This window comes from Streptomyces sp. NPDC002643, assembly GCF_053592555.1.
Genome location: NZ_JBSFVY010000041.1, coordinates 12,138 through 25,181, shown reverse-complemented (window position 1 = coordinate 25,181; position 13,044 = coordinate 12,138). Strand labels below are relative to the sequence as shown.

At 72.3% G+C, this 13,044-nt stretch carries 11 protein-coding genes; 5 read left to right on the top strand and 6 right to left on the bottom strand.

Going from position 1 to position 13,044, the window contains the following annotated elements; genetic code table 11:
- Window positions 1–131: 131 nt before the first annotated feature.
- The 5 genes from ACWD4G_RS39320 to ACWD4G_RS39300 all read right to left on the bottom strand — a co-directional run bounded on the left by ACWD4G_RS39320 (window position 132) and on the right by ACWD4G_RS39300 (window position 4,336).
- Complete coding sequence (locus ACWD4G_RS39320) at window positions 132–1,217, bottom strand: NAD(P)-binding domain-containing protein (protein WP_451302379.1); 1,086 nt, start codon at window positions 1,215–1,217, stop codon at window positions 132–134.
- A gap of 39 nt (window positions 1,218–1,256) precedes the next feature.
- Complete coding sequence (locus tag ACWD4G_RS39315) at window positions 1,257–2,276, bottom strand: ABC transporter substrate-binding protein (RefSeq protein WP_451302377.1); 1,020 nt, start codon at window positions 2,274–2,276, stop codon at window positions 1,257–1,259.
- A gap of 127 nt (window positions 2,277–2,403) precedes the next feature.
- On the bottom strand, window positions 2,404–3,216 hold the full coding sequence (locus tag ACWD4G_RS39310) for an ABC transporter ATP-binding protein (RefSeq protein ID WP_451302375.1): 813 nt from the start codon (window positions 3,214–3,216) through the stop codon (window positions 2,404–2,406).
- Window positions 3,189–4,103: an ABC transporter permease gene (locus ACWD4G_RS39305; RefSeq protein WP_451302373.1), complete on the bottom strand. Its 915-nt coding sequence runs from the start codon at window positions 4,101–4,103 to the stop codon at window positions 3,189–3,191. Before ACWD4G_RS39305 ends, ACWD4G_RS39310 begins: the two co-directional genes overlap by 28 nt.
- 164 nt (window positions 4,104–4,267) lie before the next feature.
- Window positions 4,268–4,336: a putative leader peptide gene (locus ACWD4G_RS39300; protein ID WP_451302451.1), complete on the bottom strand. Its 69-nt coding sequence runs from the start codon at window positions 4,334–4,336 to the stop codon at window positions 4,268–4,270.
- Window positions 4,337–4,491: 155 nt separating this feature from the next.
- Between ACWD4G_RS39300 and ACWD4G_RS39295 the strand changes: the two genes are divergently transcribed.
- A complete protein-coding gene (locus ACWD4G_RS39295) occupies window positions 4,492–4,914 on the top strand; it encodes a YjbQ family protein (RefSeq protein WP_451302371.1) in 423 nt (140 codons plus the stop codon).
- Between the two features lie 103 nt (window positions 4,915–5,017).
- Here the strand turns inward: ACWD4G_RS39295 and ACWD4G_RS39290 are convergent, their stop codons facing one another.
- Window positions 5,018–5,914 carry an alpha/beta hydrolase gene (locus ACWD4G_RS39290; protein ID WP_451302369.1) on the bottom strand — a complete coding sequence of 299 codons (897 nt, stop codon included), beginning with the start codon at window positions 5,912–5,914 and terminating at the stop codon, window positions 5,018–5,020.
- Between the two features lie 118 nt (window positions 5,915–6,032).
- Here ACWD4G_RS39290 and ACWD4G_RS39285 point away from each other — a divergent pair, with 118 nt between their 5' ends.
- The 4 genes from ACWD4G_RS39285 (at window position 6,033) to ACWD4G_RS39270 (ending at window position 13,028) form a co-directional block, all read left to right on the top strand.
- Entirely contained in the window at window positions 6,033–7,085 is a 1,053-nt protein-coding gene (locus tag ACWD4G_RS39285) for a PucR family transcriptional regulator (protein WP_451302366.1), read from the top strand.
- A 79-nt stretch (window positions 7,086–7,164) separates the two neighbouring features.
- Window positions 7,165–8,169 carry a cyclase family protein gene (locus tag ACWD4G_RS39280; RefSeq protein WP_451302364.1) on the top strand — a complete coding sequence of 335 codons (1,005 nt, stop codon included), beginning with the start codon at window positions 7,165–7,167 and terminating at the stop codon, window positions 8,167–8,169.
- 187 nt (window positions 8,170–8,356) lie between these two features.
- Window positions 8,357–11,401: a SpoIIE family protein phosphatase gene (locus ACWD4G_RS39275; RefSeq protein ID WP_451302362.1), complete on the top strand. Its 3,045-nt coding sequence runs from the start codon at window positions 8,357–8,359 to the stop codon at window positions 11,399–11,401.
- Between the two features lie 46 nt (window positions 11,402–11,447).
- A complete protein-coding gene (locus ACWD4G_RS39270; protein ID WP_451302360.1) occupies window positions 11,448–13,028 on the top strand; it encodes a sugar ABC transporter ATP-binding protein in 1,581 nt (526 codons plus the stop codon).
- Window positions 13,029–13,044: the final 16 nt, after the last annotated feature.

Sequence of the window (13,044 nt, the reverse complement as noted above, 5' to 3'; positions counted from 1 at the left end):
CCATGGGTTCGGGCGGGGCAGGCACGATCGGCCTACTGGTCTGGCCGGAACCCTCGGTGGCCCACTGGTCTGGCCGCAAGCCCCGGTCGGCGCACTGGCCCGGGACGGAGGGAGCGCCCGGAGTACGGGATTCACGCGGCGACGGTCGGCCGCTGCTCCGCCAGCAGGCGCCGGATGTCCCGTACCGCCGCGCGGCCGGCGCGGTTGGCGCCGATCGTACTCGCGGACGGGCCGTAGCCGACCAGATGGACTCGGGGGTCGGCGACCGCGCGGGTGCCCTCGATGCGGATGCCGCCGCCCGCCTCGCGCAGCCGCAGCGGGGCGAGATGCTCGATGGCCGCCCGGAACCCGGTCGCCCAGAGAATGACATCGGCGTCCACCCGCCGCCCGTCGTCCCACTCCACCCCGTCGGGTGTGATCCGGTCGAACATCGGCAGCCGGTCCAGTACGCCGTCGGCGATGCCCCGCCGGATCGCGTCGTTGAGCGGCAGCCCCGTCACCGACACCACACTCTTCGGCGGCAGCCCCTGCCGTACCCGTTCCTCCACGAGGGCGACGGCCGCCCGCCCGGCACCCTCGTCGAAGGGCCCCTCGCGAAACACCGGCGGACGCCTGGTCACCCAGGTCGTCTCGGCGGCGTACGGGGCGATCTCCAGCAGATGCTGTGTCCCCGACGCGCCCCCGCCCACCACGATCACCCGCAGCCCCGCGAACGCCTCCGGCCCCGGGTACCGCGCGGTGTGCAACTGCCGCCCCCGGAAGGTCTCCTGGCCCGGGTAGCGCGGCCAGAACGGCCGGCCCCAGGTGCCCGTCGCGTTGATCAGCGCCCGAGTGGACCATGTACCGTCGTCCGCCGTCTCGACGAGGAGGCGCCCGCCCTCCCCCTCCCTGACGGCCCGGACGGCGACCGGTCGCCGCACCCGCAGGTCGAAGGTGTGTTCGTAGGCGGTGAAGTACTCCGTGATGACCTCGGAAGACGGGCGGGCCGGGTCGGCGCCTGTCAGCTCCATGCCGGGCAGGGCGTGCATCCCGTGCACCTTGCCGTAGGTGAGCGACGGCCAGCGGAACTGCCAGGCGCCGCCCGGACCGGGGGAGCGGTCCAGCACCACGAAGTCGCGCTCCGGCCCGAAACCGGAACGCCGCAGGTGAAAAGCGCCGGCCAGACCAGCCTGACCGGCGCCTATGACGACCACCTCGACCTCACGTGTGTTGTTCACGGTTCTACTAACAGGGGGGAGGGCCTGGATCTTCCCGCGTCACTTCACGGATGTCGTCGACGGCGGGAGGTCGCCGTTGAAACGGGTGTCCACGAAGTCGCCGAAGTCCACCTTGTTCGGGATGAGCTTCAGCTCGGTGAAAGCGTCGGCGATCTGCTGCTCGGAGGCGATGAGCGGCTTGTCGACGGCGACCGAGATCCGGCTGGCGTTGGTGCGCTTCACCGAGGCCAGCGCCACGTCGTAGGGCAGTCCGGTGTCCTTCGACCAGACCTTGGCCCACTCCTCCTGGTGGTCGTGGACCCAGGCCGTGGCACGCCGCAGCCGTTCCAGATAGTCCTTGATGGCGGCGGCCTTCTCCTTGTCCTTGAGCGCCGAGGGCGCCGCGACCTGGAAGGTCAGGCCGTTGGTGACCCCGTCGCCGGTCGTCAGGACGCGGCCCTGCTTCGACAGCAGCACCTGCGAGGTGTACGGGTCCCACACCGCCCACGCGTCGACCTTGCCCGCGGTGAACGCGGCCAGCGCGTCGGCCGGTTGCAGATACTTGACGTCGACGTCGTCGAGGCTCAGCCCGGCCGCCTTGAGGGAGGCGACCAGTTGGTAGTTGGCGGAGGAGCCCTGGGCCACGGCGATCGATGCGCCCTTGAGCTGCTCGGGTTTCGTCAGCCTCGAGTCGTTCGGTACGAGGATCGCGTCGCCCTTGGAGGTGCCTTTGAAGGCGGCCACCGCCGTGATCCTGGAGCCCGCGCCCGCCGCGAAGACTGGTGGGGTGTTGCCGACGCCGCCGATGTCGACGGCCTTGGCGTTGACGGCCTCCAGCAGTGGCGGGCCCGAGGTGAACGTCGACCACTTGATCTTGTAGTCGAGGTTGTCGAGTTCTCCGGCGGCCCGCAGGATCGCCTCCGAACCGCCTTTCTGGTCACCGACGTTCAGCGTGAGAGAACCCTTGCCGTCGGTCCCGTCACCACCGATCGAGGTGCTGGCCGACGAGTTGCCGCCGCAGGCGGAGACGAGCAGGGCCAGGGGGAGGAGCAGGGCGGCGGGGACGAGACGTCGTCGCATGGTGCATCCGTTCGGGTCGATTGGAGTGGTTCAGATGTTTCGGCGCATCGGCGCATCGGCGCATCGGCGCATCGGGGCGTCCGTGCGCCGGTGCCGGGTGCTTTGGCTTTCAGGTGTTGCTGATGGGTCAGGCGGCCTCGGTGGCCGTGTCGACGCCCAGGTGTTCGAGGAGACGGCCGCGCAGTTCGGCGAAGCGGGGGTCGGCGATGTCGCGGGGGCGGTCCAGGTCGACCTCGGTCTCGTACGCGATGACCCCGCCGTCCATGACGAGGACGCGGTCGGCGAGCAGTACCGCCTCCTCGACGTCGTGCGTGACGAGCAGTACCGCGCAGCCGCGCCGCTGCCACAACTCGCCCACCAGGCGCTGGGCCTTGATCCGGGTGAGCGCGTCGAGGGCGCCGAACGGCTCGTCGAGGAGCAGCAGATCGGGCTCGCGGACCAACGCCCGGGCCAGCGAGGCGCGTTGTGCCTCACCACCGGAAAGCGTCTTGGGCCAGGCTCCGGCGCGATGGTCCAGGCCCACTTCGGTGAGCGCCTGTTCGGCGAGGGCGCGGTCGGGTTTGCCCGGCAGACCGAGCAGCACATTGCGCCAGACCCTCTTCCAGGGCATCAGCCGCGGTGCCTGGAACGCGACGGCCTTGCGGCGCGGTACCAGCACGGTGCCCTCGATGTCACGGTCGAGCCCGGCGAGGATGCGCAGCAGCGTGGACTTGCCGCAGCCGCTGCGGCCCAGCAAAGCGACGAACTCGCCCGGACGGACGTCGAGTCGGAGGTCGTCGATGACCGCGCGGCCGTCGAAGGAACGGGTGAGGCCCTCGACGTGCACGGCCTGCGCGGCCTTGGGGCTCACCGGCCGGTGCGGCCGCCCGGTCCCGGCGGCCACCGGCCCGTTGGTCTGCGCGGTCTCGGGGCTCACCGGCCCGTGAACGTCGGTCGCCATTGCAGCAGCAGCCTTTCGAGGGAGCGGACGATGAAGTCGGCGAACAGGCCGAGGAAGGCGTAGACGATCAGGCAGACCACGATCACGTCGGTCCGCAGGAAGTCCCTCGCCTGCACCATCAGGAACCCGATGCCGGAGTCGGCGTTGATCTGCTCGGCGAAGACGAGCGCGAGCCAGGCGATGCCGAGCGAGTAGCGCAGACCGGTCAGGGCGCCCGGGAGCGCGCCGGGCAGCACGACATGCCGTACGAGCCCCCGGCGCGAGAGGCCCAGGGACTCCCCGGCCTCGATCAACTGGGCGTCCACGCCGCGGATACCGGCGTAGACATTGAGGTAGAGCGGGAACGTCACACCGAGCGTGATGATGGCGATCTTGGGTGCCTCGCCGATGCCGAACCAGATGATGAACAGCGGGATGAGCCCGACGAAGGGCACGGTCCGCAGCATCTGCACGGGCGCGTCCACCAGGTCCTCGCCGATGCGGAACAGGCCCGAGAGAAGGGCGAGTCCGGTGCCGACGACGGTGCCGAGCGCCAGTCCGGCGGCGACGCGTCGCAGGGACGTTCCCATCGCCGACGGCAGTGAGCCGTCGGCGATCAGATCGCCCGCCACCTGGGCGATACGGCCGGGTGAGGCGAGAACGTCGGAGGTCAACACCCCTGTGCTGCTGAGCAGTTGCCACAGGATGAGCAGCAGGACGGGCCCGGTGGTACGGCGCAGCCAGCGGGGCACCCGGCTGCGGCGGGCCGACGCGGGCACGATGGGCTGGAGGCCGAGGGTGTCGGAGCCGGGGGACGGGCGGTGAGCGTCACCGCCCTCGGTCGCATTCGGTGACGTATCCGAAATATCGGTCGCCGATGGGTCGGGTGGGGCATGGCTGATGCTCATCGGTGCTCCAGGGGAGGAGAGCGGCCGGAGAGGGTGCGGCCGGTGAGGACGTGGGTATGCCACGCGGCCCCGGTGGTCACCTCAGGGCTGCCGCGCCCATGCACGGGCGTACAGGCAGGCGGAACTCAGGTGCGGGGGAAAGCGGGGAGAGGGAGGAGAAGGCGTCAGTGGCCGCGACGACACGCGGCGGAGGCCACTCGCAGCAGGTCGATGTGACCGCGCGAAGTGAGCATGGCTGAACGCAACATGCCGCCGAAACTAGCCAGCTGGTCCGCGCACGGTCAATGGCGTCTCGCGGAGTGGACGCGCCGTATCACCGGGAGGGCTGTCTCACGAGGAGACCGCCGGCTTCCGTCGTGCGCGCCCGAGGGTGCGCGAGGATGGGCGTATGTCCGATGCCTTCACCACCCGCGTCCTCCATGTCGCCTCCGGCTCCCGTGAGCGGGTCGTCGACCTCACCCCCGACTGTGTGGAGTTCCTCCGCGAGGTCGCCGGGGGCCGGGACGGTCTGCTCAATGTGTTCGTCCCGCATGCCACCGCCGGAATCGCGATCATCGAAACGGGCGCCGGCAGCGACGACGACCTCCTCGCCGCGCTCCGTACGCTCCTGCCCGCCGACGACCGCTGGCAGCACCGCCACGGCACCCCCGGCCACGGCCGCGACCACGTCCTCCCCGCCTTCGTCCCACCCCACGCGACGCTCCCGGTCGTCGACGGCACTCTGCGCCTGGGCACTTGGCAGTCGGTCTGCCTCGTGGACACCAACAAGGACAACCCCGACCGCCAGGTACGGCTGAGCTTCCTCGGCTGAAGCGGCCGCCCCCGGCGAGACCGTAGGGGCGAGACCGGCTCCCGCGAACCGGTCGGCCGTCACCGAGCGACGGACGCGGACGCCGAGCCGGTGAAACAGTCCTTCACGCGGTCAGCGCGCGGCGCAGCACTGTGCCGAGTTCGGCGTTCTGCCGCTGGGAGATCTCGGCGGTGATGACGGCCTGTGAGCCGTGGAACGTGCCCGCCCACTGATGGAGTTCCACCGGAACACCGGCTTGGAGCAGCCGCAGCGCGTAGGTGATGTCCTCGTCGCGGTTGGGGCAGAGTTCGGCGGTGGCGATATAGGTGGCCGGCAGCCCGGACAGGTCGTCGGCGCGGGCGGGGGCCGCGTACGGTGTGGCGGGCGCGGAGCCGAGGTAGTGCCCCCAGGCCGCCTCGACCTTGGCGCTGTTCATCCAGGGCGTGTCGGTGAAGTTCCGCCTCGACCAGGTTTCCGCGCGGTCGTCCAGGCCGGGCTGGTTGAGGAGTTGGAAGCAGATCGACGGCCCCCGCTCGTCGCGTGCGCGCAACGCCAGCCCCGCCGCGAGCCCGCCCCCGGCGCTGTGACCGCCGACCGCGATCCGCTCGGCGTCGACACCGAGTTCGGCCGCGTTCTCCGCCACCCAGGTCAGTACGGCGTAGGCGTCGTCCAGGGCGGCCGGGAAACGGTGTTCGGGGGACAGCCGGTAGCCCACCGAGATCACCGTCGCGCCCGAGAGGGCCGCGATCCGTGTGGCCCACGGGTGTTCGGTGTCGAGGTCGCCCATGACGAACCCGCCGCCGTGCAGCCAGATGACGGCACCCTGCGCCCGGTCCGGGCGGTAGATCCGCACCGGCACCTCCGGATCGGCGGGCACCATGCGGTCCTCGACGTCGATGCCGGTGGTGTCCGGCGGCGGCACCGCGGCGGCCAGTTCGGTGAACTTCTTCCGGTCGGCTACGGGGTCGACCAGGTCGGTCCTGGGGAACAGCGGGAGGAACGCTTCGAGTTCGGGATTCATGCCGGCCATCCTCATGCCCCGACACCGCCACGACATCCGCCATCCGTCGGGGAATTCGGCGTTCGCGCGCACCAGTCGGCGCGGGCCGCCCCGACAGCGGCGGGCTTATCCTCCTGGCATGGAGGCACTGGCCCAGCGGCTGTCGCACCTGGACTCCCAGGCGGAGGGCGCCGTACGCGTCGTCATGTTCTACGACACCCTCATGCGCCGACGGGTGGACCTTCCGGCGCTCACCAGGGCCTCGGCGGGCCTCGCCGGGTGCGTGGCCGGCATCCGGGTGCACGGCTCGGGGCGGACGATCCGTTTCTCGCCCGACGGCACGGAGGCATCCGGCCCGCCACCGGCACCGTCCAGCACGGCACCGATCACCCTGGACGAGGAGGAGACCGGCACGGTCTGGCTGGAGCGCGCCGACACCCCCGCCACACTCGACCCGCTGCTCCTCGACCGGCTCGCCCTGGCCGCCGCTGCCGTCCTCGAACGCTACGGTCCCGCCCGCACCACCATGGCCGACCCCGCCCTCATCGAACTGGCCATCGGCTCCGACAGCGACGAGGCGGGCCGGGCACGCGCGTTACGACTCCTCGGTTTCGCCGCCGATCTGCCGGTACGAGCCGTCGCCGTCCGGACCGGGGCGGCACTGGACCGGCTCGACCGGCTCGACCGGCTCGGCTGTCTCATCTGTCCGGCCCGCCCGGTGAAGGCCGCGCGACTCGGCGACGTCGGTGTCGTCCTGGCCACCACCGTGGACGCGTCCCGTTTCCCGGCCGACGTACGCGCGGGCATCGGCGCCGCCACCGACCCCGCCACCTCCTGGCAGCAGGCCCGTACCGCGCTCCGCTTCACCACCGGGCGACGACCGGTCGTCCACCACGAACGGCTCGGCGCCCTCGCCCTGCTCGCCGAGGTGCCGGGTGACACCGCCCGTGCCAACGCCGACGTCGCAGCGATCGACCGTATGGCCGCCACCCCCGAACACCTGGAGACCCTGGACGCCTACTGCGACACCGGCTCCGTCCGCCGTGCCGCCGATCTCCTCCACCTCCACCACAGCAGCGTCGCCCGCCGACTCGAACTGATCGGTACGTGCTTGGACATCGAGCTCACCGAGCCCACGGGGCTGCTCCGAGCGAGGCTCGCCCTGACCGCCTGGCATCTGCTCAACGAGTAGAGGGAGGCCGTTCGGGCCCGATCACCGGGGTGCTGCCCGGTGGCTCGCGTACCCGCTGTCCGGCGCCGACGATGGGGGAGTGGCAGAGCACACGAATCCGGCGCCGACCGGCACCAGCCTGGGCCCAGGCCCAGGCAGCGGCCCAGGCCCAGGCGCCGGCACCGCCAACGGACCCCCTGTCTCCCGTCCCGCGTTCGATGAGCTGTTCGAGTCGTTGTCTGCCTGGGGCCGGTGGGAGTCGGCCGATCGTGGGGCCTGGAACCGCGTGACCCCGGAGCGCGTGGTCCGGGCGATGGGCAGGGTGCGGTCGGGGACGGTCGTGTCGACGGCGTTGCCGTGGAACACCCGGCCCGGGCCCGGCAACCGCAAGCCCGCCCTGCACCACATGACCGACCTCGGTGACGTGGAGCCCCCGGAACCCTCCACCCACAAGGACTTCCTCGCGGTCGACTACCACGGCAAGGGCGTCACCCATCTCGACGCGCTGAGCCATATCGCCTACCGGGGGCAGCTCTTCGACGGCCGGGCGGCGGCCGAGGTCGTGGACGCGGCGGGTGCCCGCTTCGGCGCGGTGTCGGCGCTCGGACCCCTCGTCACGACGGGGGTGCTCCTCGACCTCCCCGAGGTCCTCGGCGTCCCCTGGCTGGAGCCGGGCCGGGCGGTGCACGCCGAGGACGTCGGCGCGGCCGAGAGGCGGCTCGGGGTGGCGATCGGCGAGGGCGACGCGGTGCTGCTGCGCACCGGACACGTCCGCCGGCGCGAGGAACTGGGCGCCTGGGACCCCGACAACGCGAGCGCGGGCTTCCACGTGGACGCCGTACCGCTGCTGGCCGAGCGGGGGATCGCGCTGCTCGGGAGCGACGGCGACAGCGATGTACGGCCCTCTCCCGTGGACGGGGTGCACTCGCCGGTCCATGCCCTGGCGATCACCGCGATGGGGGTTCCGCTGCTGGACAACCTCGATCTGGAGGCCCTCTCCGCCGCGACCGCGGAGGCCGGCCGCTATGCGTTCCTGCTGGTCGTGGCACCTCTGAACGTGCCGGGCGGCACGGGATCACCGGTCAATCCGGTCGCGGTCCTGTGACCGCCCGAGTGAGCTGTCGTCCGGGCTGCCGTCGCGAGTGCCGGGGTGTGCCCGCTGTGACTTCTGACCCCTGACGTCACCATCCGTTACTTGATGTTCGAACAGTGACTCATGACATCAATGCCCGTATCCTCGGCAATGTCAGCTTTTCCTCAAAGCGGATGATTAGGGGCAGGTGAGGTGGAGCGTGGTTCGGTCCGGCAGGGAACCGATACCGACGGGTCTGGCGACACGCGGCACAGGGCCCGTCCTTATCCGTGAACGGTTTCTGCAGGGGGAGCCGGTCGAGGGGGGCGTGCGCGCGTCGATCCTGGACTCCTGGCAGCGTTCCCGGGCGCTGGGTCTGTCACCCGACCAGTCCGACCTGCCGTTCACCGACTCCTTCGAACCGGACGGCCGTATCGTCCGCGCTGCCGTGCCGGTGCTGGACCGGCTGCAGTCCCGCTTCTCCGGCAGCCAGATCAACATCTCCGTCGCCGACGCGAACGGCACCGTCCTGCTGCGCCGCTTCGGCGAGCCGGCGCTGGCCAGAAGCCTCCCGGCGATCCAACGGGTCCCGGGGTTCGTATTCGCGGAGCGGGTCGCCGGGACCAACGGCATCGGCCTGGCCCTGGCGGAGCGGCAACAGATCCGGGTCTATGGCGCCGAGCACTTCGCGGAGCGCTCCCAGGCGAGCGCCTGTGTCGCCCTGCCCGTCCGCGATCCGCTCAGCGGACGGATAGAAGGTGTCCTCTGCTTCGGCTATCCGCGCAGCGCCGAGAACCCGGCGCTCGCCACCGTGATCCGCAGAGCCGCCCAGGCCATGGAGCGCCGACTGCTCGGCCAGAGTTCGGCACGCGAGCGCGCCCTGCTGCGCGCCTATCTGGCCACCGGCGCCGAAGCCGCAGAACCCCACCACACGATCGCCGTGGACGACATCGCCCCCCAGCTGCGCCCCGGCGACCGCGCACTCCTCCAGGAGAAGGCCGCCGAACTCATCTCCGCCGCCCAGCGCGCCGCCGTCGACGTGCGGCTGTCCGACGGGCGGCACGTCACACTGCTGAGCCGTCCCGTGGAGAGCGCCACCGGTGTGGCGGGCGTCGCCGTGGAGGCGGTCCTTCCAGGAGCCGCGCCCGCCGAGGCGCTGACCGGACCGCGAGGAGAGACGCTGACCGGCCCGACAGCAGAGGAGCTGACCAGCCCGACCCGAGAGGGGAAGGGGCTCGCACTCTCGCGCCGGGGGCACGAGCAGTCGCCGCCCACCTCCGTGGAACTGCGGGGCGCCTCCGCCCAGCCGCCCCCCGTCGAGCCGTTCGCCCTCCCCGCCGCCTCCCGTGCCGCGCGCCGGCCCCTCACCCCGCTCGCCGGGCACCGGCCCGTCACCCCGCTCACCGGCCCCGCGCACCCGCTGGACGCCACGCCCGCCCAGAACACGCGAGACGAGGCCGTCGCCGCTTCCGAGGCCGTACGGGACGGGGGCGCGGCGCCGGTTCATGCCGTGCCGGACGGGAACGTCACCCCCATCGACGCCGCCCGACGCAGGAGCGGCGGTCTCGTGATGCTGGGGGAGCCCCACGTGGGGGCGTACGCCCTGGCGGCGCGCCGTCGACTGGAACTGCTCTCCGAGGCCAGCACCCGTATCGGCACCACCCTGGAGGTACGCCGCACCGCCGAGGAACTCGCCGAGACGGCCGTCCCGAGGCTCGCCGACTACGTCACCGTCGACATACCCGAGGCCGTGCTCCGCGGCGAGGAGGCCGCCGACCCCGTCGACGACCTGCGCCGTACCGTGGTCCACGGCATCCGCGACGATCTGCCGTTCACGCCGGCCGGGAAGCGGATCGACTTCGGGCCGACCGCACCCCAGCGGCGCTGTCTGACCGGCGGACAGGCCGTACTGGAACCGGACCTCAAGGCCGCCGCCGGCTGGCTCGCCCAGGACCCCGAGCACACCGAACACCTCCTGGCCCATGTCCACTCGCTGATCGTGGTCCCCCTGGTCGCCCGGGGTGTCGTCCTCGGCATCGCCAGCTTCTACCGCGCCCAGGACCCGGCCCCCTTCGGTGACGACGACCGTCAGCTGGCCCAGGAACTGGCCGCCCGCGCCGCCCTCTGCATCGACAACGCCCGCCGCTACACCCACGAGCGCACGATGGTCCTGGCCCTCCAGCGGCGGCTGCTGCCGCACGGGCTGCCCGACCAGGAGGCCGTCGAGGTCGCCCACCGCTATCTGCCCGCCGAGTCCGACGTGGGCGGCGACTGGTACGACGTCATCCCGCTCTCCGGCGCCCGTATCGGCCTGCTGGTCGGCGATGTCGTCGGCCACGGGATGCTCTCCGCCGCCACCATGGGCCGGCTGCGCACCGCCGCCCGCAGCTTCGCCGAACTCGACTTCCCGCCGGACGAGGTGCTCACCCACCTCGACAACCTCGTGGCCCGCCTCGACCGGGAGGACCCCGGCCACGAGGGCTCCGGCATCATCGGCGCGACCTGCCTCTACGTGATCTACGACCCGGCCTCGCAGAAGTCCGTGATGGCCCGCGCCGGGCATCCCCCGCCCGCTCTGGTCCGCCCCGACGGCACCGTCACCTACCCCGATCTGCCGGCCGGACCCCCGCTGGGCCTCGGCGGGCTGCCGTTCGACGCCGTCGAGATCGACGTCCCCGCGAACAGCCAGCTGGTGCTCTACACCGACGGGCTCATCGAGGACCGGCACCGTGACGTCGACATGGTCCTCGACCAACTGCGCCGCGCCCTCGTCCACCACCCCGAGCGCACCCCCGAGGACACCTGTCAGGCGATCCTCGACACCGTCGCCCCCGCCCACCCGTGCGACGACATCGCCCTGCTCGTCGCCCGCACCCACGCCCTGGACCCCGACCGCGTCGCCACCTGGGAGCTGCCCCCGGACCCGTCCCTCGTCGGCGGCGTCCGCGCCTCGGCCCTGCGGCAGCTCACCGACTGGGGGCTGGACGAGGCCGCGTTCTCCGCCGAACTGATCCTCAGCGAGCTGATCACCAACGCGATCCGCCACGGCGCCGGGCCGATCCGGGTACGGCTGCTGCACCACCGCACCCTGGTCTGCGAGGTCTCCGACGCCAGCAACACCGCCCCGCATCTGCGCCGGGCCGCCAGTACCGACGAGGGCGGCCGCGGACTGTTCCTCGTCGCCCAACTCGCCCAGAGCTGGGGCACGCGCTACCTCCCCGAGGGCAAGGTCATCTGGGCCGAGTGCGGGCTCGACGGCGAGTGAGCGTTCTATCCAAGATGTAGCGATCTGTCAGTTAGTATCCGTTTTCGTGCATGACGCTTCCGACCCGTCCGCGAAGGCGGTGCCGCCCGGCGGGGCGGAACCCCTGGTCCGCGTTCGCGGGCTCGCCAAGCGGTTCGGCGGGACCCGCGCACTGGCCGGGGTCGACCTCGACGTCCACGCGGGCAGCGTCCTCGCCCTCCTCGGACCCAACGGCGCCGGGAAGTCCACGCTCATCAAGGTGCTCGCCGGTGTCCACCACGCCGACGCCGGGCACGTCACGGTGGACGGCCACCCCCTCGGCAGTCACGCCGCCTCCCACGCCATGTCCTTCATCCACCAGGACCTCGGCCTCGTCGAGTGGATGACCGTCGCCGAGAACATGGCCCTGGGCACCGGATATCCACGCCGGGCCGGACTGATCTCCTGGCGCCGCAACCGCGAACGCTGCGCCGAGGCCCTGGAGACCGTCGCCGCCCACCTCGACCCCGACGCGCCGATCGCCCGCCTCGCCCCCGCCGAGCGCTCCCTCGTCGCCATCGCCAGGGCCCTGGCCGCACGCGCGAAGCTCATCGTCCTCGACGAGCCGACCGCACGCCTGCCCGCCGCCGACTGCGCCCGTCTCTTCCGCGTCCTGCACACCCTGCGCGACCGGGGCCACGCGATCCTCTACGTCAGCCACCGCCTCGACGAGGTGTACGAGGTCGCCGACACCTTCGCCGTACTGCGCGACGGCCGCCTCGTCAGCCATGGCCCGCTCGCCGGACACAACCCCGTCCACCTGGTGCGTGACATCGTCGGCGACGAACCGCTCGTCCACCGCCCCGCCCAGGCCCCGGCCACCGGACCACCCGTCCTCACCCTCGACGACGTAGGGACCGCCGGTGCGGGACCGGTGAGCCTGGAGCTGCGCTCCGGGGAGGCCCTGGGGCTCGTGGGGCTCTCCGGCGCCGGGCACATGGAGCTGGGCCGGGCCCTCGCCGGTGCCAAGCCCCTGTACGACGGTCGGGCCCTGCTGGACGGCCGACCATACCGCCCCCACTCGGTCGCCGACGCCGTCCACCTCGGCGTCGGCTTCGTCCCCGGCGACCGGCAGCGCGAGGGCTGCCTCGCCGAACTGACCGTCCGGGAGAACTTCCTGGCCGACCCCCGGGCGGGCGACCGAGCCGAGCGACAACGGTTCGGCCGGGGCGGCCCGCCCAGGCGGCACTGGATCAGCCCGCGCCGCGAACGCGCCCGGGCGGCCGGCCTGATCGAACGGTTCTCGGTACGCCCCCGCGACACCGAGGCCCCCATCGCCACCCTCTCCGGGGGCAACCAGCAGAAGGTGATGATCGGCCGGTGGCTCCGGCAGGGGCTGCGGCTGCTGATCCTGGAGGAGCCGACCGCCAGCGTCGACGTCGGAGCCAAGGCCGCCGTCCACCGGCTGCTCGACGAGGCGCTGGCCGGCGGCCTCGCCGTTCTCCTCGTCTCGACCGACTTCGAGGAGGTCACGGGGGTCTGCCACCGCACCTTGGTGTTCGTCCGAGGCACCGTGACGACCGAGCTGAGCGGCGCGGACCTCACCGTCGCCGCGCTCACCCGCGCCGCCTCCGCCGTACCCCCGCCCGAGACGGGGACGAACCCATGAGCGCGCCCACGACCGG

Bases quoted from the DNA above. Each gene is read 5' to 3' on its own strand.
- ACWD4G_RS39305 (WP_451302373.1), bottom strand. From the start codon at position 4,103: ATGAGCATCAGCCATGCCCCACCCGACCCATCGGCGACCGATATTTCG.
- ACWD4G_RS39290 (WP_451302369.1), bottom strand. From the start codon at position 5,914: ATGAATCCCGAACTCGAAGCGTTCCTCCCGCTGTTCCCCAGGACCGAC.
- ACWD4G_RS39310 (WP_451302375.1), bottom strand. From the start codon at position 3,216: ATGGCGACCGACGTTCACGGGCCGGTGAGCCCCGAGACCGCGCAGACC.
- ACWD4G_RS39295 (WP_451302371.1), top strand. From the start codon at position 4,492: ATGTCCGATGCCTTCACCACCCGCGTCCTCCATGTCGCCTCCGGCTCC.
- ACWD4G_RS39285 (WP_451302366.1), top strand. From the start codon at position 6,033: ATGGAGGCACTGGCCCAGCGGCTGTCGCACCTGGACTCCCAGGCGGAG.
- ACWD4G_RS39315 (WP_451302377.1), bottom strand. From the start codon at position 2,276: ATGCGACGACGTCTCGTCCCCGCCGCCCTGCTCCTCCCCCTGGCCCTG.